Source organism: Pseudomonas sp. AN-B15, assembly GCF_019056475.1.
Taxonomy (GTDB): domain Bacteria; phylum Pseudomonadota; class Gammaproteobacteria; order Pseudomonadales; family Pseudomonadaceae; genus Aquipseudomonas; species Aquipseudomonas parakoreensis.
In genome coordinates, this window is the sequence record NZ_CP049737.1 from 1,844,697 (window position 1) to 1,866,452 (window position 21,756).

General features: G+C 61.8%; 21 protein-coding genes and 1 riboswitch. Of the genes, 16 read left to right on the forward strand and 5 right to left on the reverse strand.

Annotation, left to right across the window (positions count from 1 at the left end):
• Positions 1-31: 31 nt before the first annotated feature.
• Positions 32-616 (reverse strand): hypothetical protein, encoded by a 585-nt coding sequence (locus GTQ41_RS08515; protein ID WP_041074348.1) that lies wholly within the window; start codon positions 614-616, stop codon positions 32-34.
• Between the two features lie 164 nt (positions 617-780).
• A riboswitch (cobalamin riboswitch) is annotated at positions 781-1,012 on the forward strand.
• Positions 1,013-1,092: 80 nt separating this feature from the next.
• On the opposite strand from GTQ41_RS08515, the gene cobO reads away from it, so the two are divergent.
• The 14 genes from cobO to GTQ41_RS08580 all read left to right on the forward strand — a co-directional run bounded on the left by cobO (position 1,093) and on the right by GTQ41_RS08580 (position 12,708).
• Positions 1,093-1,704, forward strand: coding sequence for a cob(I)yrinic acid a,c-diamide adenosyltransferase (cobO, locus tag GTQ41_RS08520; RefSeq protein WP_041074346.1), 612 nt, complete (start codon positions 1,093-1,095; stop codon positions 1,702-1,704).
• Complete coding sequence (locus tag GTQ41_RS08525) at positions 1,701-3,101, forward strand: cobyrinate a,c-diamide synthase (RefSeq protein ID WP_047292873.1); 1,401 nt, start codon at positions 1,701-1,703, stop codon at positions 3,099-3,101. Before cobO ends, GTQ41_RS08525 begins: the two co-directional genes overlap by 4 nt.
• The gene (bluB, locus tag GTQ41_RS08530) at positions 3,098-3,748 is read left to right on the forward strand and encodes a 5,6-dimethylbenzimidazole synthase (RefSeq protein WP_047292875.1); all 651 of its coding nucleotides are present in this window, start codon (positions 3,098-3,100) and stop codon (positions 3,746-3,748) included. Before GTQ41_RS08525 ends, bluB begins: the two co-directional genes overlap by 4 nt.
• Positions 3,745-4,653 (forward strand): adenosylcobinamide-phosphate synthase CbiB, encoded by a 909-nt coding sequence (gene cbiB, locus GTQ41_RS08535; protein WP_047292877.1) that lies wholly within the window; start codon positions 3,745-3,747, stop codon positions 4,651-4,653. The genes bluB and cbiB overlap by 4 nt, the downstream gene beginning before the upstream one ends.
• Positions 4,646-5,638 (forward strand): threonine-phosphate decarboxylase CobD, encoded by a 993-nt coding sequence (cobD, locus tag GTQ41_RS08540; protein ID WP_047292880.1) that lies wholly within the window; start codon positions 4,646-4,648, stop codon positions 5,636-5,638. The genes cbiB and cobD overlap by 8 nt, the downstream gene beginning before the upstream one ends.
• Complete coding sequence (locus GTQ41_RS08545; protein ID WP_047292882.1) at positions 5,635-7,086, forward strand: cobyric acid synthase; 1,452 nt, start codon at positions 5,635-5,637, stop codon at positions 7,084-7,086. The genes cobD and GTQ41_RS08545 overlap by 4 nt, the downstream gene beginning before the upstream one ends.
• A gap of 138 nt (positions 7,087-7,224) precedes the next feature.
• The gene (cobU, locus tag GTQ41_RS08550; RefSeq protein WP_047292884.1) at positions 7,225-7,746 is read left to right on the forward strand and encodes a bifunctional adenosylcobinamide kinase/adenosylcobinamide-phosphate guanylyltransferase; all 522 of its coding nucleotides are present in this window, start codon (positions 7,225-7,227) and stop codon (positions 7,744-7,746) included.
• The gene (gene cobT / locus GTQ41_RS08555) at positions 7,743-8,798 is read left to right on the forward strand and encodes a nicotinate-nucleotide--dimethylbenzimidazole phosphoribosyltransferase (protein WP_047292886.1); all 1,056 of its coding nucleotides are present in this window, start codon (positions 7,743-7,745) and stop codon (positions 8,796-8,798) included. Before cobU ends, cobT begins: the two co-directional genes overlap by 4 nt.
• A complete protein-coding gene (gene cobC / locus GTQ41_RS08560) occupies positions 8,795-9,370 on the forward strand; it encodes an alpha-ribazole phosphatase family protein (protein ID WP_047292888.1) in 576 nt (191 codons plus the stop codon). The genes cobT and cobC overlap by 4 nt, the downstream gene beginning before the upstream one ends.
• 1 nt (position 9,371) lies before the next feature.
• Entirely contained in the window at positions 9,372-10,103 is a 732-nt protein-coding gene (locus GTQ41_RS08565) for an adenosylcobinamide-GDP ribazoletransferase (protein WP_047292889.1), read from the forward strand.
• A 201-nt stretch (positions 10,104-10,304) separates the two neighbouring features.
• Positions 10,305-10,709: a MarR family winged helix-turn-helix transcriptional regulator gene (locus GTQ41_RS08570; RefSeq protein ID WP_007950413.1), complete on the forward strand. Its 405-nt coding sequence runs from the start codon at positions 10,305-10,307 to the stop codon at positions 10,707-10,709.
• Positions 10,710-10,762: 53 nt separating this feature from the next.
• Complete coding sequence (locus GTQ41_RS08575; protein WP_047292890.1) at positions 10,763-11,971, forward strand: MFS transporter; 1,209 nt, start codon at positions 10,763-10,765, stop codon at positions 11,969-11,971.
• A complete protein-coding gene (locus GTQ41_RS28790) occupies positions 11,968-12,093 on the forward strand; it encodes a hypothetical protein (RefSeq protein ID WP_256588587.1) in 126 nt (41 codons plus the stop codon). The genes GTQ41_RS08575 and GTQ41_RS28790 overlap by 4 nt, the downstream gene beginning before the upstream one ends.
• A 54-nt stretch (positions 12,094-12,147) precedes the next feature.
• Positions 12,148-12,708: a glutathione peroxidase gene (locus tag GTQ41_RS08580; RefSeq protein WP_047292891.1), complete on the forward strand. Its 561-nt coding sequence runs from the start codon at positions 12,148-12,150 to the stop codon at positions 12,706-12,708.
• A 180-nt stretch (positions 12,709-12,888) separates the two neighbouring features.
• On the opposite strand, the gene GTQ41_RS08585 is transcribed toward GTQ41_RS08580, so the two are convergent.
• The 3 genes from GTQ41_RS08585 to GTQ41_RS08595 all read right to left on the reverse strand — a co-directional run bounded on the left by GTQ41_RS08585 (position 12,889) and on the right by GTQ41_RS08595 (position 15,288).
• Positions 12,889-14,160, reverse strand: coding sequence for an OmpP1/FadL family transporter (locus GTQ41_RS08585; RefSeq protein ID WP_047292892.1), 1,272 nt, complete (start codon positions 14,158-14,160; stop codon positions 12,889-12,891).
• 146 nt (positions 14,161-14,306) lie between these two features.
• The gene (locus GTQ41_RS08590) at positions 14,307-14,789 is read right to left on the reverse strand and encodes a hypothetical protein (RefSeq protein ID WP_041074321.1); all 483 of its coding nucleotides are present in this window, start codon (positions 14,787-14,789) and stop codon (positions 14,307-14,309) included.
• A 274-nt stretch (positions 14,790-15,063) separates the two neighbouring features.
• Positions 15,064-15,288 carry a hypothetical protein gene (locus GTQ41_RS08595; protein ID WP_007962908.1) on the reverse strand — a complete coding sequence of 75 codons (225 nt, stop codon included), beginning with the start codon at positions 15,286-15,288 and terminating at the stop codon, positions 15,064-15,066.
• Positions 15,289-16,298: 1,010 nt separating this feature from the next.
• Here GTQ41_RS08595 and GTQ41_RS08600 point away from each other — a divergent pair.
• Both GTQ41_RS08600 and rmuC read left to right on the forward strand, forming a co-directional pair.
• Complete coding sequence (locus GTQ41_RS08600) at positions 16,299-16,622, forward strand: sel1 repeat family protein (protein WP_080963253.1); 324 nt, start codon at positions 16,299-16,301, stop codon at positions 16,620-16,622.
• A 175-nt stretch (positions 16,623-16,797) separates the two neighbouring features.
• A complete protein-coding gene (rmuC, locus tag GTQ41_RS08605; RefSeq protein ID WP_179294988.1) occupies positions 16,798-18,162 on the forward strand; it encodes a DNA recombination protein RmuC in 1,365 nt (454 codons plus the stop codon).
• Between the two features lie 87 nt (positions 18,163-18,249).
• Here rmuC and GTQ41_RS08610 read toward each other — a convergent pair whose 3' ends face one another.
• Complete coding sequence (locus GTQ41_RS08610) at positions 18,250-21,720, reverse strand: PAS domain-containing hybrid sensor histidine kinase/response regulator (RefSeq protein WP_047292899.1); 3,471 nt, start codon at positions 21,718-21,720, stop codon at positions 18,250-18,252.
• Between the last annotated feature and the right edge of the window lie 36 nt (positions 21,721-21,756).

Consider the following 21,756-nt stretch of genomic DNA (forward strand, 5'->3'; position numbering starts at 1 on the left):
AGAGAACCCTGCGCACCCGATGGTTCAACCGCTATCCGCGGGCCTCTTTGAACAGCACGGCGATGCCCGGGTGATAATTGCCCGCTTCGCTGCGCAACTTGCGGTAGGCGTAGGGGAAATACCAGGCCACGGCGCAGCAATGCTCCTTTTGCAGGTCGTCGACCATGTCCTGCAACTCTTCGGGGCTGGCGCTGTGCTGGGCCTTCTGCGGGGCGACGAACAGGCAGCCGAGCTTGAGGTCGCTGGCGAAGCTGATGCGTTTGGCATCGCTGGTGATGTCCAGCAGGGCCTGGGTCAGATTGAGGTTGTTGACCCGTGGCCAGCGCTGGGTCGCCTGGAGGTAGGCGCGGTCTTCGGCCCCGGCGATGAACAGGTCGGCGCGGGCATTGCGCTCGCCGTCCTCGTTCTGTTTGCGGGTGGTGGTATCGCAGAGGGTCACCAGTTCGGCCATCCAGGCCGCAGCGGAAAGCAAGCCGAGATTGGCTTTCTCGTCATGCCAATAGGGCGTGTCGTTGTCACCGCGTACCGCGTTGTAACGGTCAATACAGTCAAACCAGCGTTCAAGCACCGGGCGCAGGAATTCCAGGCGCGGGTTGCTGATGATCATGCCTTGCATCGTCATCATCCTTATTGTTGTGGTGTGCTTTTTCAATCAAAAGCATGGCTCTTTGATATCACTTGTCTCAGTGTGGCACAAGATTGGCGTCAGATAATTGATCGGCGGCAGTTATTCGCCCGACGGCCCCCTCTTTAATTGACGCTCCACCCCCAACCCTCTAACCTTCGCGGCTTGTTTCAGGTGCTCTGTGACGCGTGTCGACAGAGTGAAACAGGGAAGCCGGTGAGGGTTGTCTTCAGGTGAAGCACGATCACGATCCCGGCGCTGCCCCCGCAACGGTAAATGAGTGAAAACTGCGCATTGAGCCACTGTGTCGACCGACGCGGGAAGGCGCGCAGTCGGGCGATTCGCCGCTCATGAGCCCGGAGACCGGCCTGATCCATCCAGCGGCATCACGGTGGGCGATGCCAGGCTTTTTGCCGTCTGTTCTTGTGCCTGCCCGCCGTTATCCAGCCTCAACGGAGAGCTCCCCCATGACCGATTCCCCCGAGCGCGACGAACGCCATCTGGCGCGTATGCAGCGCAAAAAAGCCGTGATCGACGAACGCATCGCCAATTCCCCTGACGAGTGCGGCCTGGTGCTGGTGTTGACCGGCAATGGCAAAGGCAAAAGCAGCTCGGCGTTCGGCATGCTTGCCCGTGCCATGGGCCACGGCATGCAGTGTGGCGTGGTGCAATTCATCAAGGGCCGCAATAGCACTGGTGAAGAGTTGTTCTTCCGCCGCTTCCCCGAGCAAGTGCGTTTTCACGTGATGGGCGAGGGTTTCACCTGGGAAACCCAGGATCGCCAGCGTGACATCGCCGCCGCTGAAGCTGCGTGGGCAGTGTCCCGCGAGCTGCTGCGTGATCCGTCGATCGGCCTGGTGGTGCTGGATGAACTGAACATCGCCCTGAAACACGGCTACCTCGATCTGGATCGAGTGCTCAGCGACCTGCAGGCGCGTCCGCCGATGCAGCACGTGATCGTCACCGGTCGCGCGGCCAAGCCGGAAATGATCGAAATGGGCGATACCGTCACCGAAATGGGCATGCTCAAGCACGCCTTCCAGGCCGGCATCAAAGCGCAGAAAGGCGTCGAACTTTGAATCAACCACGTCACTGCCCGGCGGTACTGATCGCCGCGCCGGCCTCCGGTCAGGGCAAGACCACTGTCACCGCCGCGCTCGCTCGCTTGCATCGCAACCAGGGGCGCAAGGTGCGCGTGTTCAAGTGCGGCCCGGACTTCCTCGACCCGATGATTCTCGAGCGCGCCAGCGGTGCGCCGGTGTATCAACTGGACATGTGGATGGTTGGCGAGCAGGAAAGCCGCCGCCTGTTGTGGGAAGCCGCCGCCGAAGCCGATCTGATCCTGATTGAAGGCGTGATGGGCCTGTTCGACGGCACGCCGTCCAGCGCTGATCTGGCGCGCCATTTTGGTGTGCCGGTGCTTGGTGTGATCGATGGCACCGCCATGGCCCAGACCTTTGGTGCCCTGGCGCTGGGGTTGGCGCGCTATCAGCCGGACCTGCCGTTTGCCGGGGTGCTGGCCAACCGAGTCGGCACCTTGCGTCATGCGCAATTGCTCGAAGGCAGTCTCACCGAAGGTCTGCGTTGGTACGGCGCGCTGTCGCGGGAAACCGGGATCGAGTTGCCGAGTCGCCATCTCGGTCTGGTGCAGGCCAGCGAATTGAATGATCTGGACCTGCGTCTCGACGCGGCCGCCCAAGCGTTGGCCAGCAGTTGCGAGGTAGCGCTGCCACCGGCCGTGGAGTTCGCCGCGCCTGAAGTGATCCCTGCCGAACCGCTGCTCGACGGCGTGCGCATTGCCGTCGCTCGTGACGAAGCCTTTGCCTTCACCTACGGCGCCAGCCTCGATCTGCTGCGGGCGATGGGCGCCGAGTTGAGTTTCTTCTCGCCGATCCGCGATACGCAGTTGCCCGACGCCGACAGTCTGTATCTGCCCGGTGGCTACCCGGAATTGCACCATGTGGCGCTGGGGCAAAACACCGCGATGCTGGATGCGATTCGCGCGCACCACGCTGCCGGCAAACCGCTGCTTGCCGAGTGCGGCGGCATGCTCTATCTGCTCGACGCGTTGACCGATGTCGAAGGCACCCGCGCCAAACTGGTCGGGCTGCTGCGCGGTGAGGCGGTGATGCAAAAACGTCTGGCGGCACTGGCACTGCAAGCGGTGGATTTGCCAGAAGGTTCGTTGCGCGGCCACACCTATCACCATTCCCTGACCAGCACCGAACTGACGCCGATTGCCCGGGGAGTCAGCCCGAATGGCGGGCGCGGGGCGGAGGCGGTTTATCGGGAGGGGCGGATGACGGCGTCGTACGTGCATTTTTACTTTCCGTCGAATCCGGCGGCGATTGCCGCATTGTTTGCGCCAGATCTCAAGGCCGCCATCGCTGGCAAGCCAGCTCCCACAGTGGCCGGTGTCATGCCTGAAGAAACGCGATTCCCTGTGGGAGCTGGCTTGCCAGCGATGGGGCCATGATCGACAACGCCTATTCCGAGGCCGAACGCGCAGCCGTCTACCGAGCCATCGCCGAGCGCCGCGACATGCGCCACTTCACCGGCGGCACGGTCGAGCCGGAGCTGCTGCGCCGTCTGCTCGAAGCCGCGCATCAGGCGCCCAGCGTCGGTCTGATGCAGCCATGGCGCTTTATCCGCATCAGCGATCGCGCCCTGCGTGGGCAGATCCAGAACCTCGTCGAAGAAGAACGCGTGCGTACCGCCGAAGCCCTCGGCGAGCGCAGTGACGAGTTCATGAAGCTCAAGGTCGAAGGCATCAACGACTGCGCCGAAGTGCTGGTCGCGGCGCTGATGGACGATCGTGAAAAACACATTTTCGGCCGTCGTACGCTGCCGGAAATGGACATGGCCTCGCTGTCCTGCGCGATTCAGAATCTGTGGCTGGCGTCCCGTGCCGAGGGGCTGGGCATGGGCTGGGTGTCGCTGTTCGAACCGCAGGCGCTGGCCGATCTGCTGCAGTTGCCGGCCGGGGCCAAGCCATTGGCAGTGTTGTGCCTGGGGCCGGTCAAGGCATTCTATCCGGCGCCGATGCTGGTACTCGAAGGGTGGGCGCAGGCGCGGCCGCTCAATGAGTTGCTGTACGAAAATTATTGGGGAGTGAGTCAATGAGTGTGGCGTTGTTGAGTGTCGCCGCAGTCACGCTGGATGCGCTGCTGGGTGAACCGAAACGCTGGCATCCGCTGGTGGCGTTCGGCAATTTTGCCGGGCGCATCGAGCGCCGATTCAATGCGGGCGGACGCGGCTGGCGCAGTCACGGGGTCACCGCGTGGGTGATCGCGGTGCTGCCGCTGACCTTGCTCGCCACCGCGTTTTCCTGGGCGCCGTACGTGGGCTGGATCGTCGAGATTCTGGCGCTGTATTGTGCCCTCGGCATGCGCAGCCTCGGTGAGCATGTCGCGCCGGTAGCCTGCGCCTTGCGCGCTGATGATCTGGAAGAAGCACGCAAACGCGTCGGTTATCTGGTCAGCCGTCAGACCAGCGAACTGGACAGCACCGCCGTCGCCCGCGCCGCCACTGAATCGGTGCTGGAAAACGGCAGTGACGCGGTGTTCGCCGCGCTGTTCTGGTTTGTCGTGGCCGGTGCGCCGGGCGTGGTGCTCTATCGCCTGAGCAATACGCTCGACGCAATGTGGGGCTATCGCAACGAACGCTTCGAGCGCTTCGGCTGGTGCGCGGCAAAAATCGACGACGTACTCAACTACATTCCGGCCCGACTGGTGGCGCTGACCTACGCGCTGCTGGGCAACACCCGGCTCGCCTGGAAATGCTGGCGCAGCCAGGGCCCGCAATGGGACAGCCCCAACGCCGGTCCGGTGATGGCGGCTGGCGCCGGTGCGTTAGGCGTCGAACTGGGCGGCCCGGCGATCTATCACGGTGAACTGCATGAGCGTCCGCAACTGGGCGAAGGTGCGCCGGCGGATGCCGATTCGATTGATCGCGGCTGGCAATTGGTCCAGCGCGGGGTATGGTTATGGCTGCTGATTCTCTGCGTGGGGGCTGAATTCTATGCTTGAGCACGGTGGCCGGCTGCGCAAGGCTGCACTCGATTACGGGATTGCCGAGGCCGACTGGCTCGACCTGTCCAGCGGGCTTGCGCCGTGGCCATTTGCGGTGCCGCAGATTCCGTTGCGCGCCTGGGCACGCTTGCCGGAAACCGACGACGGCCTGGAGCAGGCCGCGTGTGATTACTACGGTGCTTCGCAGGTGCTGCCGGTGGCCGGTTCGCAAATGGCGATCCAGCTGCTGCCGCGTTTGCGCCGTGCCGGCAAGGTCGGTGTGTTGTCGCCGTGTTATGCCGAGCACGCCGAAGCCTGGCGTCGCAGTGGTTATATCGTGCGCGAAGTGCTGGAGCAGGAAGTGGAATTCTTTCTCGACAGCCTCGACGTGCTGGTGGTGGTCAATCCGAACAATCCCACTGGCCTGAGCCTGACCCCGGCGCGGCTGCTCGACTGGCATGCGCGGCTGGCCCAGCGCGGCGGCTGGCTGGTGGTCGATGAAGCGTTCATGGATAACACGCCGCAGCTGAGCCTGGCCTCGCACACTCATCAAGTTGGCCTGATCGTGTTGCGCTCGTTCGGCAAGTTTTTTGGTCTGGCGGGGGTGCGTCTGGGGTTTGTGCTGGCCGAGCGCAAGTTGCTCAGGTTGCTCGCGGAACAGGTCGGACCGTGGGCGGTGAGCGGGCCGACACGGGTGCTCGGTCAGGCCTGTCTGCAGGACACTGAAGCGCACACTCGGCAACGTATTCGCAGCGATGAGGCCAGTGAACGTCTGGCGCTGCTGCTGGAGCGTTATGGCTTCAAACCCCATGGGGGTTGTGCGTTGTTTCAGTGGCTGATCACCGAGCACGCGCAAGCGCTACACGAATTCATGGCGCGACGCGGGATCCTTCTGCGCATCTTCACCCACAACAGCAGTTTGCGTTTTGGCCTGCCCGCCAACGCCGCTGAAGAAGCGCGCCTCGAACAAGCGCTGCAAGCCTTTGCCAAGGAATCGAAATGACCACCCTGATGGTGCAAGGCACCACCTCCGACGCCGGTAAAAGCACACTGGTGACGGCGCTGTGCCGCTGGGCCACCCGTCAGGGCGTGGCGGTGGTGCCGTTCAAACCGCAGAACATGGCGCTCAACAGTGCGGTGACCGCCGACGGCGGCGAGATTGGCCGGGCGCAAGCGGTGCAGGCGCAAGCCGCGCATCTCGAACCGCACACCGACATGAACCCGGTGCTGCTCAAGCCCAACAGCGACACGGGCGCGCAGGTGATCATCCATGGCCGCGCGGTCACCAGCATGAACGCAGTGGCGTATCACGACTACAAAGCCATCGCCATGCAAGCGGTGCTCGCGTCGCACGAGCGGCTGAGCACGGCCTATCCGCTGGTGATGGTTGAAGGCGCTGGCTCGCCGGCCGAAATCAATCTGCGTGCCGGTGACATCGCCAACATGGGCTTCGCCGAAGCGGTGGATTGCCCGGTGCTGCTGATCGCCGACATCAATCGCGGCGGGGTGTTTGCGCATCTGGTCGGCACGCTGGAGTTGCTGTCGCCGAGCGAGCAGGCACGGGTCAAAGGTTTCATCATCAATCGTTTTCGCGGTGACATCGCCTTGCTGCAACCGGGCCTCGACTGGCTGGAACAACGCACTGGCAAACCGGTGGTCGGCGTGCTGCCGTACGTGATGGATCTGCATCTGGAGGCTGAGGACGGTATCGACCAGCGTCAGACCGACAAGGCCGAGCAAGTGCTGAAAGTGGTGGTGCCGGTGCTGCCGCGTATCAGCAATCATACCGACTTCGATCCGCTGCGTTTGCATCCGCAGGTCGATCTGCAATTCATCGGCCCGGGGCAGGCGATCCCTGCCGCCGACCTGATCATCCTGCCCGGCTCGAAAAGCGTGCGCAGCGATCTTGCCTATTTACGTGCCAATGGCTGGGACGCGGCGATCAATCGGCACTTGCGCTATGGCGGCAAGTTGCTGGGGATCTGCGGCGGTCTGCAAATGCTCGGCGAGCAGGTGCACGATCCGCTGGGCCTGGAAGGCGCGCCGGGCTCCAGTGCCGGCCTGGGTTTGCTGGCGTTCGAAACCACGCTGGAAGCCGAGAAGCAATTGCGCAATGTGCGCGGGCATCTGGCGCTGGAAAACGCCGAGGTCAGTGGCTATGAAATCCATGCGGGCGTGACGGTGGGGCCGGCGCTGGAGAATGCGGCGGTGCATCTGGATGATGGTCGTTGCGATGGCGCGCAGAGTCTGGACGGGCAGGTTTTTGGCACTTATCTGCATGGCTTGTTCGAATCACCGCAAGCCAGTGTCGCGTTACTGCGCTGGGCCGGGTTGAGTGATGTGCAGACGGTGGATTACCACGGCTTGCGCGAGCGCGATATCGAGCGGTTGGCGGATCTGGTGGAGCGGCATCTGGATACCGATTTGTTGCGTGAGCTCTGCGGGATTTGAGTGGCCTGCCCAGGCCCCATCGCTGGCAAGCCAGCTCCCACAGGGGAGTGAGGTGTTTCAGCCACTGCGATCACTGTGGGAGCGGGCTTGCTCGCGAAGGGGCCGGTGGCCTCAACACATAATTTTCAGGATGTCCCCATGCTCCAACTGATCCTCGGCGGTGCCCGCTCCGGCAAAAGTCGCCTGGCGGAAAAACTCGCCAGCGACAGCCAGCTGGCGGTCACTTACATCGCCACCAGCCAGCCGCTGGACGGCGAAATGAACGAGCGCGTCGCTCATCACCGCGCCCGGCGTCCGGCCGAATGGGCACTGATCGAAGAACCCGTAGAACTGGCCCGCGTCCTGCGTGAAAACGCCGGCGCCGAGCGTTGCCTGCTGGTGGACTGCCTGACCCTGTGGCTGACCAATCTGCTGATGCTCGATGACGCCGCGCGTCTCGCCGCCGAGCGCGAAGCCCTGCTGGACGGCCTGGCGTCATTGCCGGGAGAAATCATTTTTGTCAGCAACGAGACCGGAATGGGTGTCGTGCCGCTGGGCGAATTGACTCGCCGCTACGTCGATGAAGCCGGTTGGCTGCATCAAGCTCTGGCCGAGCGTTGTCAGCGAGTCGTCCTGACAGTCGCCGGCCTGCCCCTGACCCTGAAAGGACCTGCGTTATGACTCAAGCGTGGTGGTTGAACCCGTGCCAATCCGTAAATACCGAGATCGTTGAACAAGCGGCGGCGCGCCAGCAGCAACTGACCAAACCGGCCGGCTCCCTTGGTCGCCTCGAAAGCGTGGCGGTGCAATTGGCCGGGTTGCAGGGGCAGATCAAACCGACGCTGGAGCAGGTCTGGATCGCGATTTTTGCCGGTGATCACGGTGTGGTCGCGGAAGGTGTTTCCGCCTTTCCGCAGGAAGTCACCGGGCAGATGCTGCTCAACTTCGTCAGCGGCGGTGCGGCGATCAGCGTGCTGGCGCGCCAGCTCGATGCGCAGCTGGAAGTAGTCGATCTGGGCACCGTGACACCGACGTTGAATCTGCCGGGCGTGCGTCATCTGAACATCGGCCCGGGCACGGCGAACTTCGCCAAAGGCGCGGCGATGACCCAGGCGCAGGGCGAACTCGCCTTGCAGGCCGGTCGTGACAGTGTGCTGCGAGCCAAAGCGGCCGGCGCACAGTTGTTCATCGGCGGCGAAATGGGCATCGGCAACACCACTGCCGCCAGTGCGCTGGCGTGTGCCTTGCTCGATTGCCCGGTGGCGCACCTGACCGGTCCCGGCACCGGGTTGAACGCCGAAGGCGTCAGCCATAAAGCACAAGTGATCGAGCGCGCACTGGCGCTGCACGCGGCGCAACGTGGCGATGCGCTGCAAACCCTGTTCAACCTCGGCGGTTTTGAAATTGCCGCACTGGTCGGCGCGTACCTGGCGTGTGCGCAGGAAGGCGTCGCGGTGCTGGTCGACGGCTTTATCTGCACGGTCGCCGCGTTGGTCGCGGTGCGGCTGAATCCGGCCTGCCGCGAGTGGCTGCTGTTCGGCCATCGTGGCGCCGAGCCGGGCCATCGTCACGTGCTGGAAACCCTCAATGCCGAACCGCTGCTGGAACTCGGTTTGCGTCTGGGCGAGGGCAGCGGGGCGGCGTTGGCTGTGCCGCTGTTGCGTCTGGCCTGCGACCTGCACGGGCAGATGGCGACGTTCGCCGAAGCGGCGGTGGCGGATCGTCCGGCATGACGTTGCGTCTGGACCTGCTGCGCCACGGTGAGACTGAGCTGGGCGGCGGTTTGCGCGGCAGTCTCGATGATGCGCTCACCGAAAAAGGTTGGGCGCAGATGCGTGCCGCCGTGATCGCCGGAGGGCCGTGGGATCGCTTGATCAGCTCGCCGTTGCAGCGTTGTGCGCGGTTTGCCGCCGACCTGGGCGAGCAGTTGGGGCTGCCGGTTCATTTGGATAAAGATCTGCAAGAACTGCATTTCGGTGCCTGGGAAGGGCAGAGCGCAGTGGCACTGATGGAGACCGATGCCGAGGCGCTGGGGTTGTTCTGGGCCGATCCGTATGCGTTCACGCCGCCACAGGGTGAGCCGGTCAGTGATTTTGCGGCGCGCGTGCTGGGCGCGGTTGCGCGGTTGCATCAGGCCTATGCCGGTGAACGCGTTCTGCTGATCAGTCATGGCGGCGTGATGCGTCTGTTGCTGGCGCAGGCGCGAGGTTTGCCGCGTGAGCAGTTGCTCAATGTCGAAGTCGCGCATGCTTCGCTGTTCGCGCTCAGCGTCGAGGCCGATGGCGTGCTCAAGGAAGGTCACTGAGATGCTGCCACTGTGGATCGCCTTGCAATTTCTCAGCAGCTTGCCGATTCGTCTGCCGGGGATGCCGGAGCCGCAACAACTCGGGCGTTCGCTGTTGTTTTATCCGCTGGTGGGGTTGCTGTTCGGGGTGATCCTCTGGGTATTCAACCTGGTATTGGCCGGCGCGCCGTTGTTGTTGCATGCGGCGCTGTTGCTGACGGTGTGGGTGCTGCTCAGCGGCGCGCTGCATCTGGATGGTCTGGCTGACAGCGCCGACGCCTGGCTTGGTGGTTTCGGTGATCGCGAGCGCACGCTGACGATCATGAAGGACCCGCGCAGCGGGCCGATTGCCGTGGTGACGCTGGTGTTGGTGTTGCTGCTGAAGTTTTGCGCGTTGTTGGCGCTGGTCGAGCAAGGGCACGCGGTGATGTTGATCATCGTGCCGCTGCTGGGGCGCGCGGCGTTGCTGGGGCTGTTTCTGACCACACCGTATGTTCGCGCGGGTGGGTTGGGGCAGGCGTTGGCTGATCATCTGCCGCGCCGGGCCGGTTGGTGGGTGCTGGGGGCAAGTGCGCTGGCCTGCTTGCTGATTGCCGGGGTGAAAGCGATTGTTGCACTGGTTGTCGCGTTCGTCGGGTTTGTCTGGCTGCGGCAGGTGATGATGCGGCGGTTGGGCGGGACCACGGGCGATACGGCGGGAGCGTTGCTGGAATTGCTGGAGGTGGCGGTGCTGGTTGGGGTTGTGTTGGTCTGACAGGTGCCTGTTGCCTGTTCGGACCTCATCGCTGGCAAGCCAGCTCCCACAGGTATTGAGGCGTTTGCAGATTTTTTGAACACTTGCAAAAAACTGTGGGAGCTGGCTTGCCAGCGATGGGGAAGTGTCAGACGCCACAATCCTTATTGATAAACTCATGTGTAACTTGATTTAACACAGTCGCGGGTATATACACGCATCATGCTTCCTTCTCAGTGTTTGTGCACCAACCTGCGTCGCGCCGCTCGTGGCGTCAGCAGGCATTACGACGGCGCTCTCGACGGCTTCGGGATCAACGTTGCCCAGTATTCTTTGCTGTGCAACCTGCAGCGTCTGGATCAGCCGAGCATCTCGGAACTGGCCGAAGCCATGGGCCTGGATCGCAGCACTTTGGGGCGCAACCTGCGGGTACTCGAAGGCGAGGGCCTGGTGGCGCTGGCCGAGGGCGAGGACATGCGCAACCGCATCGTCCGGCTCACCGAAACCGGTGCACAGCGCCTTGCGGCAGCGCTGCCGGCCTGGGAAGCGGCGCAACAGCGATTGATCGATCGCCTGGGCGCCGAGAAGCGTGAAACCTTGCTGCGACTGTTGGACGAACTGGCCTGAAGGCCGGTTTTTCCGGATTTAAGCGGGTATATACCCGCGAACGGAGAATAACAATGACATCGATGTGGCGTACGTGCGGTTGGGTGTTGCTGGGAAGTGCGCTGATTCTGGCGTTGTCATTGGGCGTGCGGCACGGCTTCGGCCTGTTCCTGTCGCCGATGAGTGCACAGTTCGGCTGGGGGCGCGAAGTGTTTGCCTTCGCCATCGCTTTGCAAAACCTGATCTGGGGGCTGGCGCAGCCGTTCACTGGCGCGCTGGCTGACCGATTCGGTGCGGCCAAAGTGGTGCTGGTCGGCGGCGTACTCTACGCTCTGGGCTTGGTGTGCATGGGTCTGTCCGATTCGGCGCTGACCTTGTCGCTGAGTGCGGGTCTATTGATCGGTATCGGCCTGTCCGGCACCTCGTTTTCGGTGATCCTCGGCGTGGTCGGGCGTGCGGTGCCACCGGAAAAACGCAGCATGGGCATGGGCATTGCCAGTGCCGCCGGCTCCTTCGGTCAATTTGCGATGTTGCCGGGCACACTGGGTTTGATCGGCTGGCTCGGCTGGTCGGCGGCGTTGCTGGTGCTGGGCCTGCTGGTGGCGCTGATCGTGCCGCTGGTGAGCATGCTCAAGGACAAGCCGCTGCCGGTGCTGGGCCATGAGCAGTCCTTGTCTGAAGCACTGCGCGAAGCCTGTTCGCACTCGGGGTTCTGGCTGTTGGCATTCGGCTTTTTCGTCTGCGGCTTTCAGGTGGTGTTCATCGGTGTGCATCTGCCGACCTATCTGGTTGATCAGCATCTGCCGGCCACGGTCGGGACCACGGTGCTGGCGCTGATCGGGCTGTTCAATATCTTCGGCACTTACACTGCTGGCTGGCTCGGCGGGCGCATGTCCAAACCGCGTCTGCTGACGGCGTTGTACCTGTTGCGTGCAGTGGTGATCGTGCTGTTCCTGTGGCTGCCGGTGACGACGACTTCGGCGTACCTGTTCGGCATGACCATGGGCTTCCTGTGGCTGTCGACGGTGCCGTTGACCAACGGCACCGTGGCGACCTTGTTTGGTGTGCGCAATCTGTCCATGCTCGGCGGTATCGTGTTCCTCTTTCATCAACTTGGCTCGTTCCTCGGCGGCTGGCTGGGTGGCGTGGTGTATGACCGTACCGGGAGTTATGACTTGATCTGGCAAGTGGCGATTCTCTTGAGTCTGCTGGCGGCCGCGCTGAACTGGCCGGTACGCGAGCGTCCGGTGGCGCGTCTGCAGCCGGCGGTCGGTGCCGTATGAAGCGTTCCTGGCCGCGCATCGCCTTTACCGCACTCGGCGCGCTGTTGCTGGCGCTGGTGTGGTGGGGCTGGCATCAGGGCGGCCTGGCGTTGATGCAGTTGGGCCTGGGCGCTTGCTTGTAGGCTTGGATGGCGAGTAACGTCGGGAGTCTGATGACTGCTCAAAGGATGCCCGACATGCTCATGCGCTGGTGTGCTGTACCTGCGTTGCTGATGGCGTTGACCGGATTGGCCCAAGCGGCCGATTGCCCGGAGGCGCTGCAAGGTTCGTTGCCCAAGTTGCGCGCCAAGGAATCCGTCGATTTGTGCCAGCGCTACGCCGGCAAACCGCTGGTGGTGATCAATACCGCCAGTTTCTGTGGCTTCGCCCCTCAGTTCGAGGGCCTCGAAGCGCTCAATCAGCATTACAAGGCGCAAGGCCTGGAAATGCTCGGTGTGCCGTCCAATGACTTCAAGCAGGAGTCCAAGGACAGCGCCGAAACCGCCAAGGTCTGCTACGCCAACTACGGCGTGACGTTCACCATGACCGAGCCGCAGAAGGTCCGAGGCGACGATGCGACTCATCTGTTCAAGGTGCTGGCCGAACAGAGCAGTGCGCCGAAGTGGAATTTCTACAAGTACGTGATCGATCGGCAAGGCAAGGTGATTGCCAATTTCTCCAGCCTGACCAAGCCGGATGATCCGGAGTTTATCGCGGCAGTTGAAAAGGCCATTGCCTCAAAACCACTGCAACCCTGACCCTGTAGGAGCTGCGGAACGCTGCGATCTTTTGATCTTAAAAAACAAGATCAAAAGATCGCAGCCTCGTTTCACTCGACAGCTCCTACAGGTTGTAAATCTCAGGCACAAAAAAGCCCCGCTTTCTGCAAAGAGAGCGGGGCTTTTCTGTGGGCGAGGGTTTAGCCTCGCCGTGCAGCATCAGAAGCGGTAAGTAGCGCCAACACCGAAACCGTTTGCCGAGTTTTCATACTTGGCGTCGTAGGTCTGGCCACGATCGTTCTGGTTGTGGACCTTGACCGACTCTTCTTTCAGGTACGAGTAAGCCACGTCGATGGTCAGGTCTTCGGTCGGGCTCCAGCCGGCACCGATGCTGAAGATTGTGCGGTCGCCAGTAGGGATGCGTGGCGAGCGGTCGACGTTGTTGGTCGGCGACTGGTCGAAGGTCAGACCGGTACGCAGTACCCATTCCTTGTTCAGCTGGTACGAAGTACCCACGGCGTAAGCCCAGGAGTCGTGCCAGTTCTGGTCTTCGGTGATCTCGCCGAACTGACCCGCCAACAGCGGCTGCACGCCGGAGTTCTTGACGGTGATCTTTTCCAGCTGGCTCCAGCGGGTCCAGGTGCTACCGGCGTAGACGTTCCAGCGATCGTTGATCGCTTGAGTGATGGAGAAGTCCACCGATTCAGGCGTGGTGATCTTCAGCGAAGCGTCGTACTTCTGCTCGGCGCCCAGACCGACTGCGCCCAACACGCTGTAATTGACCTTGGTGTTGCCTTCGAGCTTGTAATCGACTTTCGAGTGGTAGGTCAGACCCAGACGCGTGGTGTCGGTGGCTTGTACCAGCACGCCGATGTTGTAGCCCAGCGCGGTGTCGTCACCCTTGATCTTGACCTTGCCGTCCGGCGCGGCCTGGGTGATCGACAGGTTGGATTCCAGCGTACCGTCGATACGGTTGATGGTCGGACCGAAACCGATCGACACCACATCGTTGAACTTGTAGCTGACAGTTGGCTGGAAAGTGATGACTTGTACTTCGGACTTGCTGCCGAAGTAACGGCCGCCAAAGCCTTTTTCATAGTCGGTAATCAGGCCGAACGGCACATAAACGCCGAGGCCGAATGCCCAATGCTCGTCGATCGGTTTGACGTAGAAGCCCATAGGTACGGAGGTGAAGGGCACCATGTCGCCTTTGTTGCTGCCGCCGTTAGGGCTGGAGCTGGCGTCGCTGATATCGGTCTTGGCATCGAGGAATGCAACACCGCCGGTGACTTGTTCACGCGTGAGGCGCGACATGCCGGCAGGGTTGCCATAAACAGTGCTTGCGTCGTCGGCAGAAGAGGATCGCCCAGCGTAACCAGTACCCATCCCGCTGATGCTGTGTTCGTTGATGGCAAAGCCAGCTGCGAAGATCTGGGTGGATGCCATGGTAACGGCGAGGCTAAGGGTGGTTTTGAGCATGACTTTTTTCATTATTAGAACTCCTGGTGATCACCGGGGCGAAAATTACCAACATTTTCGTTCCAGCGCTATAGTCCCTATGCCTTGAGTTAGAGCGGTTTTGTAGGACAATCCGACCAGATTCGCGACCTGTTGAGCGATCTTTCAAAACTCGCCAGTCAACAAGCGACCTGATTCACCGGTGAAACACAGGTTTGCCAGGCGTAGGTGAAGTCGCGCAGACGGCCTTGCGGCTGGAAGGTCTGACGCCAGATTCGCGCCATGCCCAGCAGATCGCCCGGGGCGGGGAGGGTGGGGTGTTGTTCTTCTACCAGCAGCCAGGCGATGGCGGTGGCGTAACGCAGATTGACGGTCAATTCCAAGTGCGGGCCGCTAAGAAAAGCATGCTGGCTGGCGAGACCGCGAACAAGGCTCGCGCGCTCCGGATCCAGAGCCAGGTAGTGATCCCAAAGGGCTTGGTGGCGATGCTCGGCTATCCGGTAGAGGCCGTGGCCACGGCGGTCATGCAGGGCGGAGCCGAGGGCGGACTGGCTGGCGGCGATTCCCAGCAGCAGGGATTCGGCGGTTGCGCAATGACGTCCCAGATAAATCAATGTGGGACGGATCACGTAGCGACACAGTTCGCTGGCAGCGATACCCATAATGCCCTCGATTCTTGTAATGGGGCGGCGAAACCTGAAGGGGCTTTGGCAGCGGTGGATCGACTCAGGCTCGCCGGAAGCGGATCAAGCCGCTTGAGTTGAAGTGTAGTGTCATATTCACGACGTAAAGGCCTGTTTTTAAAATATTTCCAGCAGCGAGCGAAAAGCGTTATATCCGATGGTGCTTAGGCACCAGCGGCTAAAAGCGAAACATCGGGCAATAAAAAACCCCGCATTGTGTGCGGGGTTTTTGCTTTTGCAGCCTTTTCGGCTCTCAGGCAATCAACGCCTGACGCGTACGATCAATAATGGCCTGCAGCGGCTCGGCGCTGGAGTATTGATCGGGGTACAGACGCTCGCTGTGGCGGGCGATTCCGTGTTCATTGACCACGGTGAAGCTGAAGCAGCCTTTGCGAGCGGCCATGATCAGGCAGTTCATTGGGGCAAAAGCGTTGGTTAGGGTGCGAATGGCATCCTGAGTCTGGATTTGAGTAGACATAGTTATTAGGTGTTCCTACAAATGACACGGATAAGAACCGTGCAACGTTAAAACGTTCCAGTAATGTCGACCACCATTGGTCGAACAAAGAACCCGACTGGAACAAAGCAGCCAGTTTGAAGCGCTATTAAGTTGGCGCGCTTGGGCTGGCAGGTAGGTACTTAGGAGGACAGGCAACACATCGAGGGCAGAGGTTCTGGGCCCGGGGTGAAGATCCTGATCAATTTGCAGGTTGGTTCGGTCAGAGTAAGTGGTCTTCGCAGCACCCTTTGCATTCATTCAAAGGCTGTGCTGGCGCAAGATTTACCTGGAAACCATCGAGGGGTCGTTCCCGCTTTTTTCGGTGAAGGGCTTCTGGGAAGAAGGTTGACCGTGGGGATGTGTTCGACCGGAATTGACTTTCAGCTTGGTACTAACGCCGCGGATAGTAACGGAACGTCCTGGGCAATGCAAACCCTGCGGCAAAAAAGATTTCGGTCGGTGGCGCGGATCGTGGGTGACAGGGCTGGCCCTTTCGCGAGCAGGCTCGCTCCCGCAGGAGACAGGGATCCGAATGTGGGAGCGCGCCTGCTCGCGAAGGAGCCGTCCGTCGCCACAAAAGCGTGCAGTCATGCCCATCGCCAACCCGCTTATCCACTGCTCAGGGTGCAAAACGACCCGAAAAAGCGCATCGATATAACCGGGTAACAGGTACTTGTGCACATTAGTTGCGCAGACGGTAACCTCACTGTCATATCAATCCTGACCCCGATGGCTGCCTGCATCAAAAGTTTAAGTCAATGAAAAATATCGTCTTTTTTTGTTGGTGAAAAAATCGTCAGTTTGACTGCGAGCCCCATTCCACAAGGCTTTGCGCGAGTTCGGAAGCGGTTGTCCACTGAGTTATCCACAGCTTCTGTGGATTGTCCCTAGCGCTTGCTCTAGCACGGGCGTGCCGGGTTTTTTTCGACTTTACCTGTACGAAAAAGAGAGTAGAGTGGCGCGCCTTCCGATCTGTCCCACAGTGTTTTATGAAGTTTCGCTCAGTATCAGACTCTGTTACCTCCGAACACCCTCGTGTTACCTCTCCCAAGCGATTTTCCGTGCGTGTGGCCGAATGGCTGCTCGACAGCCCGCGGCTGGGCGATAGCCGTAATGCCAAGCATCTGGCGGGGCGCCTGCTCAAGCAACCGGCACGCGAAGGCGTAGTCACGGCGCAAAGTCGCCTCGGCCAATTGATGTGCCGCGAGTGTGGCAATGCCCGGGATCGGCGCATCGGCCAGGATCTGCTGCGCCAGGCCGCTCGCGCCGGCGACCGTCGTGCACAACGGGAACTCGGTCTGCTCGAAGACTGAGCTGTCCAACACCCCACGCCTTGGTTAACCTTCAGGCTTTATCGGATCGGCAGGAGTGGCTATGGCTATGGACTTGACCAGCGTGTTGCTCGGTCTGGCGGGCGCGGGATTGCCGCTGCTGGCGCTGGCCTGGCAACTGCAGCGGCGGGCCAGCGACCGGCAAGCCGAGGCCGCCTTGCTCGAAGAGCGCCTGGCCATGGCGCAACTGGCGCAGGACGGGCTTAACGCGCAGTTGGAAGCCAGTCGCGATGAAATCGTCGACCTCGGCCAGGCCAATGCCGCCAGGCAGGCGGAGTTGGCGGCCCTGCGTCGCGAAGTCGAGTTGCTGCAGATCGAGCGCGATGACGCCCGTGACGCGTCCCACGCCTGGAACATCGAGCGCGCCAACAAAGAGGCCGAATTGCGTCGTCTCGACGCCCAGGCCGCGTCGCTGAACGCCGAACTGCGCGAGCAACAGGAAAGCCATCAACAACGCCTCAACGACCTGCAAGGCTCACGCGATGAGTTGCGCGCGCAGTTCGCCGAGCTGGCGGGGAAGATCTTCGATGAGCGTGAACAGCGCTTTGCCGAGACCAGTCAACAGCGTCTCGGCCAGTTGCTCGATCCACTGAAAGAGCGCATCCAGTCCTTCGAAAAACGCGTGGAAGAGAGCTATCAGGCCGAAGCCCGCGAGCGCTTCTCGCTGGCCAAAGAGCTGGAGCGTCTACAGCAATTGAACCTGCGTCTGAGTGACGAAGCGACCAACCTGACCCGCGCCCTCAAAGGCCAGAAAACCCAAGGCAATTGGGGTGAGTTGATTCTTGAACGGGTGCTGGAGCACGCCGGTCTGGAGAAGGGGCGCGAGTACCAGACCCAGGTCAACCTCAAGGGGCCGGACGGCGAGCGCTTCCAGCCGGACGTGATCATTTACCTGCCGGGCGACAAACAGGTGGTGGTCGACTCCAAGGTCAGCCTCACGGCGTATCAGCAGTATGTCGCCGCTGAAGACGACACCCTCGGCCAGGTCGCGATCAAGCAGCACGTGCTGTCGCTGCGCAGTCACGTCAAAGGCCTGGCCGGAAAGGATTACAAGCGTCTGGAAGGCCTGCACAGCCTCGATTTCGTGTTGCTGTTCGTGCCGATCGAAGCGGCATTTTCCGCCGCTTTGCAAGCCGAGCCGACGTTGTTCCAGGAGGCATTCGACCGCAACATCGTGATCGTCAGCCCGACGACGTTGCTGGCGACGTTACGGGTGATCGACAGCCTGTGGAAGCAGGAGCGGCAGAGCCAGAACGCCCGGGAAATCGCCGAGCGTGCCGGCTGGCTGTACGACAAATTCGTGCTGTTCATTCAGGATCTGGACGAGGTCGGCAATCGCCTGCAACAGCTGGACAAGGCTTACAGCTCGGCGCGCAACAAGCTCACGGAAGGGCGCGGCAACCTGGTCAGCCGCAGTGAGCAGCTCAAACTGCTCGGCGCGCGGGCCAGCAAGAGTCTGCCGGCGGATTTGCTGGAACGGGCGATGACCGATGTCGATGGGCTGGTCGAACTGCCAGAGTAAAGAGCAAAAGATCGCAGCCTGCGGCAGCTCCTACAGGATGAATGCAAATCCCATGTAGGAGCTGCCGCAGGCTGCGATCTTTTGCTTTTACAGCGGCACATACCGACTCAACAACGCCCGCAACGCCGCCGGTTTCACCGGTTTGGCCAGATAATCCAGCCCTGCCGCATGCACCTGCGCCACCGTCTCCGGGCGGCCATCGGCGCTGATCACCACCCCCGGCACCGGCTCGCCTAACGTGGTGCGCAGCCACGCCATCAACTCGGTCCCGGTATCGCCGTTGTCGAGGTGATAGTCGACCAATGCCAGTTGCGGCCGCACACCCTCGTTGAGCAACGCCGCGCATTCTTCGCGATTGCGCGCCGTCCACACCTGACAGCCCCAGCGGGTCAGCAGGCTGTTCATGCCAATCAGAATGCTGTCTTCGTTGTCGATGCACAGCACTTGCGCGCCGCTGAGCAACTTGCCGTTCAACTCCACCGCGGCGCTTTGCGGCAGCGCTTGCGCCCGGGCCAATGGCACGCTGACACTGAACACGCTACCGCGTCCCGGCCACGAACGTACGCGCAAGGTATGGCCGAGCACGCGACACAAACCGTCGGCAATCGCCAGGCCCAGGCCGAGGCCTTTTTCGGCGCGGGTCTGATGGCTGTCGAGGCGTTTGAACTCCTCGAAAATCACCTGTTGCTTGTCTTCCGGAATCCCCGGTCCGCGATCCCACACTTCCAGACACAGTTCACTGCCGCGTCGACGCACGCCCAGCAACACCGGCCCTTTGGCGTAGCGGAACGCGTTGGTCAGGAAGTTCTGCAAGATCCGCCGCAGCAGCTTGATGTCGCTGTCGATACGCAACTGGCTGCCGCGCACCCGGAACGTCAGCCCTTGTTCCTGTGCCAGCGCCTTGAATTCGGCGCCGAGGGTGTCGAACAGCTCGTTGACCGCGAACGGCTTGCGATCGGGGTTGATCTTGCCGTTCTCCAGGCGGGAAATATCCAGCAGGTCGCTGATCAGGTCTTCTGCCGAACGCAGCGAACTGTCGAGGTGTTGCACCAGTTTCTGCGCCTCGCTGCTCAAGCCGTCGTCCTGGTGGGATAGGGCGGCAGAGAACAGGCGCGCGGCGTTTAGCGGCTGCATCAGGTCATGGCTGACGGCGGCGAGGAAACGGGTTTTCGACTGATTCGCGGCCTCGGCATGGCCCTTGGCTTCAGTCAGTGCAACGTTGAGCTGCGACAGCTCTTGGGTGCGCTCGCTGACCCGTTGCTCCAAACCTTCGTTGGCCTCGGTCAACGCCTGCTCGGCCTCGCGGAACGCAGTGATGTCGGTGAAACTCATGACGAAGCCGCCGCCGGGCATCGGGTTGCCGATCAGCTCGATCACCCGGCCGTTGGGGAACAAGCGTTCGGAGGTATGTGCACGGCCCTGACGCATCCAGTGCAGGCGCCGGGCAACGTGGACTTCCGCCTCGCCGGGGCCGCACAAGCCGCGTTCGGCGTTGTAGCGAATGATGTCGGCAATCGGCCGGCCGACGCTGATCAAACCGTCCGGGTAGTTGAACAGCTCCAGATAGCGCCGGTTCCACGCCACCAGTTTCAGCGACTGGTCGACCACGCTGATGCCTTGAGTGATGTTTTCGATCGCGCCTTGCAGCAAGGCGCGGTTGAATTGCAGGACTTCCGAAGCTTCGTCAGCGATTCGGACGACGTCCTCCAGCTGCATTTCCCGACCTTCAATTGCGGCTTTTACCACCGCCCGTGTCGAAGAAGCGCCGAGTACGCCGGCCAACAAGCGTTCGGTGTGGGCGATCCATTCGCCGTCAGCATTCTGGTTCGGGTTGAAGCCCTTGCCCTGGCGGTAAGCGAAACGAATGAAGCTCTGTCGCGCGCGTTCTTCACCGACAAAGCGTGCCGCCAGTTGCAGCAAATCATCAATCTGCACCGCGAGCATCGAGCGCGCACTCGGCCGAGCACTGATTTCCTGGCCGATGAAGCGCCCGGCCTGCCAGTGCTCCGAGACCCGCGTGCGCGACAACACCGAGACCCATGCAAACAGCGTGAAGTTGCCCGCCAGCGACAACACCACACCTTGGGTCAACGGGGTGATCGGCAGGTTCAGCGGGTTACTGTGCAGCCACGAAAGGCCGGGGAACGTGCTCAGCGACCAGCCGAGGCTGTGGGCGGCAATCGGCAGGATCAGCGTGTAAAACCAGAGGAATGTACCGGCGGCCAGACCGGCGAATACCCCACGGCGGTTGGCCTGTTTCCAGTACAGCGCGCCAAGCATCGCCGGTGCCAGTTGGGTGACGGCGGCGAAGGCGATCTGGCCGATGGTCGCCAGGCTCGCGGTGGAGCCGAGCAAACGGTAGCTGACGTAGGCCAGCAACAGAATCAGCACAATGCTCACGCGGCGCACCGAAAGCATCCACTGGCGGAACACTTCGAACGGGCGCTCGGCGTTGTTACGGCGCAGCAACCACGGCAAGAGCATGTCGTTGGAAACCATGGTCGACAGCGCCACACTGGCCACAATCACCATGCCGGTGGCCGCTGACGCACCGCCGATGAACGCCAGCAACGCCAAGGCCGGATGGGCCTGGGCCAGTGGCAGGCTGATCACGAAGGAGTCGGGCAGTACGTGGCTCGGCAGCATCATCTGCCCGGCGAGGGCGATCGGCACCACGAACAGCGCGGCCAGCGCCAGATAGGCCGGGAACACCCACTTGGCCAGACGCAGGTCCTGCGGGTCGATATTCTCCACCACCGTGACGTGAAACTGTCGTGGCAGGCAGATGATCGCCATCATCGCCACACCGGTCTGCACCACCATCGACGGCCAGTTGATGGTTTCTTTCCAGTATTGCTCCAGTCGTGGCGCGAGCATGGCCTGATTGAACAGGTCGTCGAAACCGTCATACAGGCCAAAGGTGACGAAGGCGCCAACGGCGAGAAAGGCGAACAGCTTGACCAGTGATTCAAAGGCAATCGCCAGCACCATGCCGCGGTGGTGCTCGGTGGCGTCGAGGTTGCGCGTACCGAAGACGATGGTGAACAGCGCCAGCACCAGCGACACGATCAGCGCGGTGTCCTGGGCGCGGGTGCCCATGGCGTCGGCACCGGCGCCGATCAACAGGTTCACGCCGAGCACGATGCCTTTGAGTTGCAGGGCGATATAAGGGAGGACGCCGACCAGGCAGATCAGCGCGACCACCACTGCCAGCGATTGCGATTTGCCGTAGCGCGCGGCGATGAAGTCGGCAATCGAGGTGATGTTCTCCTGTTTACTGATCATCACCATTTTCTGCAGGACCCACGGCGCGCCCAGCAGCAACAGGATCGGTCCGAGGTAGATCGGCAGGAATGACCACAGCTGTTCGGCGGCTTGGCCGACCGCGCCGAAGAACGTCCAACTGGTGCAATAAACCGCCAGCGACAGGCTGTACACCCACGCGCGCATCCGCGGCGGCAACGGCGTGCTGCGACGGTCGCCGTAGAAGGCGATGGCGAACATGATGGCCATATAGGCCAGGGCGACGGCGGCGATCAGCCCGGTGGACAACGACATGCAACACTCCCGACAAAAGACTCCCCGGCAATCCTG

What these genes read in the sequence shown, in the direction of transcription:
- GTQ41_RS08545 (WP_047292882.1), top strand. Translation starts at nt 5,635, where the DNA reads ATGACCACCCTGATGGTGCAAGGCACCACCTCCGACGCCGGTAAAAGC.
- GTQ41_RS08595 (WP_007962908.1), bottom strand. Translation starts at nt 15,288, where the DNA reads ATGTCTACTCAAATCCAGACTCAGGATGCCATTCGCACCCTAACCAAC.
- cbiB (WP_047292877.1), top strand. Translation starts at nt 3,745, where the DNA reads ATGAGTGTGGCGTTGTTGAGTGTCGCCGCAGTCACGCTGGATGCGCTG.
- cobO (WP_041074346.1), top strand. Translation starts at nt 1,093, where the DNA reads ATGACCGATTCCCCCGAGCGCGACGAACGCCATCTGGCGCGTATGCAG.
- cobD (WP_047292880.1), top strand. Translation starts at nt 4,646, where the DNA reads ATGCTTGAGCACGGTGGCCGGCTGCGCAAGGCTGCACTCGATTACGGG.
- bluB (WP_047292875.1), top strand. Translation starts at nt 3,098, where the DNA reads ATGATCGACAACGCCTATTCCGAGGCCGAACGCGCAGCCGTCTACCGA.
- GTQ41_RS08575 (WP_047292890.1), top strand. Translation starts at nt 10,763, where the DNA reads ATGACATCGATGTGGCGTACGTGCGGTTGGGTGTTGCTGGGAAGTGCG.
- GTQ41_RS08570 (WP_007950413.1), top strand. Translation starts at nt 10,305, where the DNA reads ATGCTTCCTTCTCAGTGTTTGTGCACCAACCTGCGTCGCGCCGCTCGT.
- GTQ41_RS08515 (WP_041074348.1), bottom strand. Translation starts at nt 616, where the DNA reads ATGCAAGGCATGATCATCAGCAACCCGCGCCTGGAATTCCTGCGCCCG.
- GTQ41_RS08585 (WP_047292892.1), bottom strand. Translation starts at nt 14,160, where the DNA reads ATGAAAAAAGTCATGCTCAAAACCACCCTTAGCCTCGCCGTTACCATG.
- GTQ41_RS28790 (WP_256588587.1), top strand. Translation starts at nt 11,968, where the DNA reads ATGAAGCGTTCCTGGCCGCGCATCGCCTTTACCGCACTCGGCGCGCTG.
- GTQ41_RS08580 (WP_047292891.1), top strand. Translation starts at nt 12,148, where the DNA reads ATGCTCATGCGCTGGTGTGCTGTACCTGCGTTGCTGATGGCGTTGACC.
- cobT (WP_047292886.1), top strand. Translation starts at nt 7,743, where the DNA reads ATGACTCAAGCGTGGTGGTTGAACCCGTGCCAATCCGTAAATACCGAG.
- cobU (WP_047292884.1), top strand. Translation starts at nt 7,225, where the DNA reads ATGCTCCAACTGATCCTCGGCGGTGCCCGCTCCGGCAAAAGTCGCCTG.
- GTQ41_RS08600 (WP_080963253.1), top strand. Translation starts at nt 16,299, where the DNA reads ATGAAGTTTCGCTCAGTATCAGACTCTGTTACCTCCGAACACCCTCGT.
- cobC (WP_047292888.1), top strand. Translation starts at nt 8,795, where the DNA reads ATGACGTTGCGTCTGGACCTGCTGCGCCACGGTGAGACTGAGCTGGGC.
- GTQ41_RS08565 (WP_047292889.1), top strand. Translation starts at nt 9,372, where the DNA reads ATGCTGCCACTGTGGATCGCCTTGCAATTTCTCAGCAGCTTGCCGATT.
- GTQ41_RS08610 (WP_047292899.1), bottom strand. Translation starts at nt 21,720, where the DNA reads ATGTCGTTGTCCACCGGGCTGATCGCCGCCGTCGCCCTGGCCTATATG.
- GTQ41_RS08590 (WP_041074321.1), bottom strand. Translation starts at nt 14,789, where the DNA reads ATGGGTATCGCTGCCAGCGAACTGTGTCGCTACGTGATCCGTCCCACA.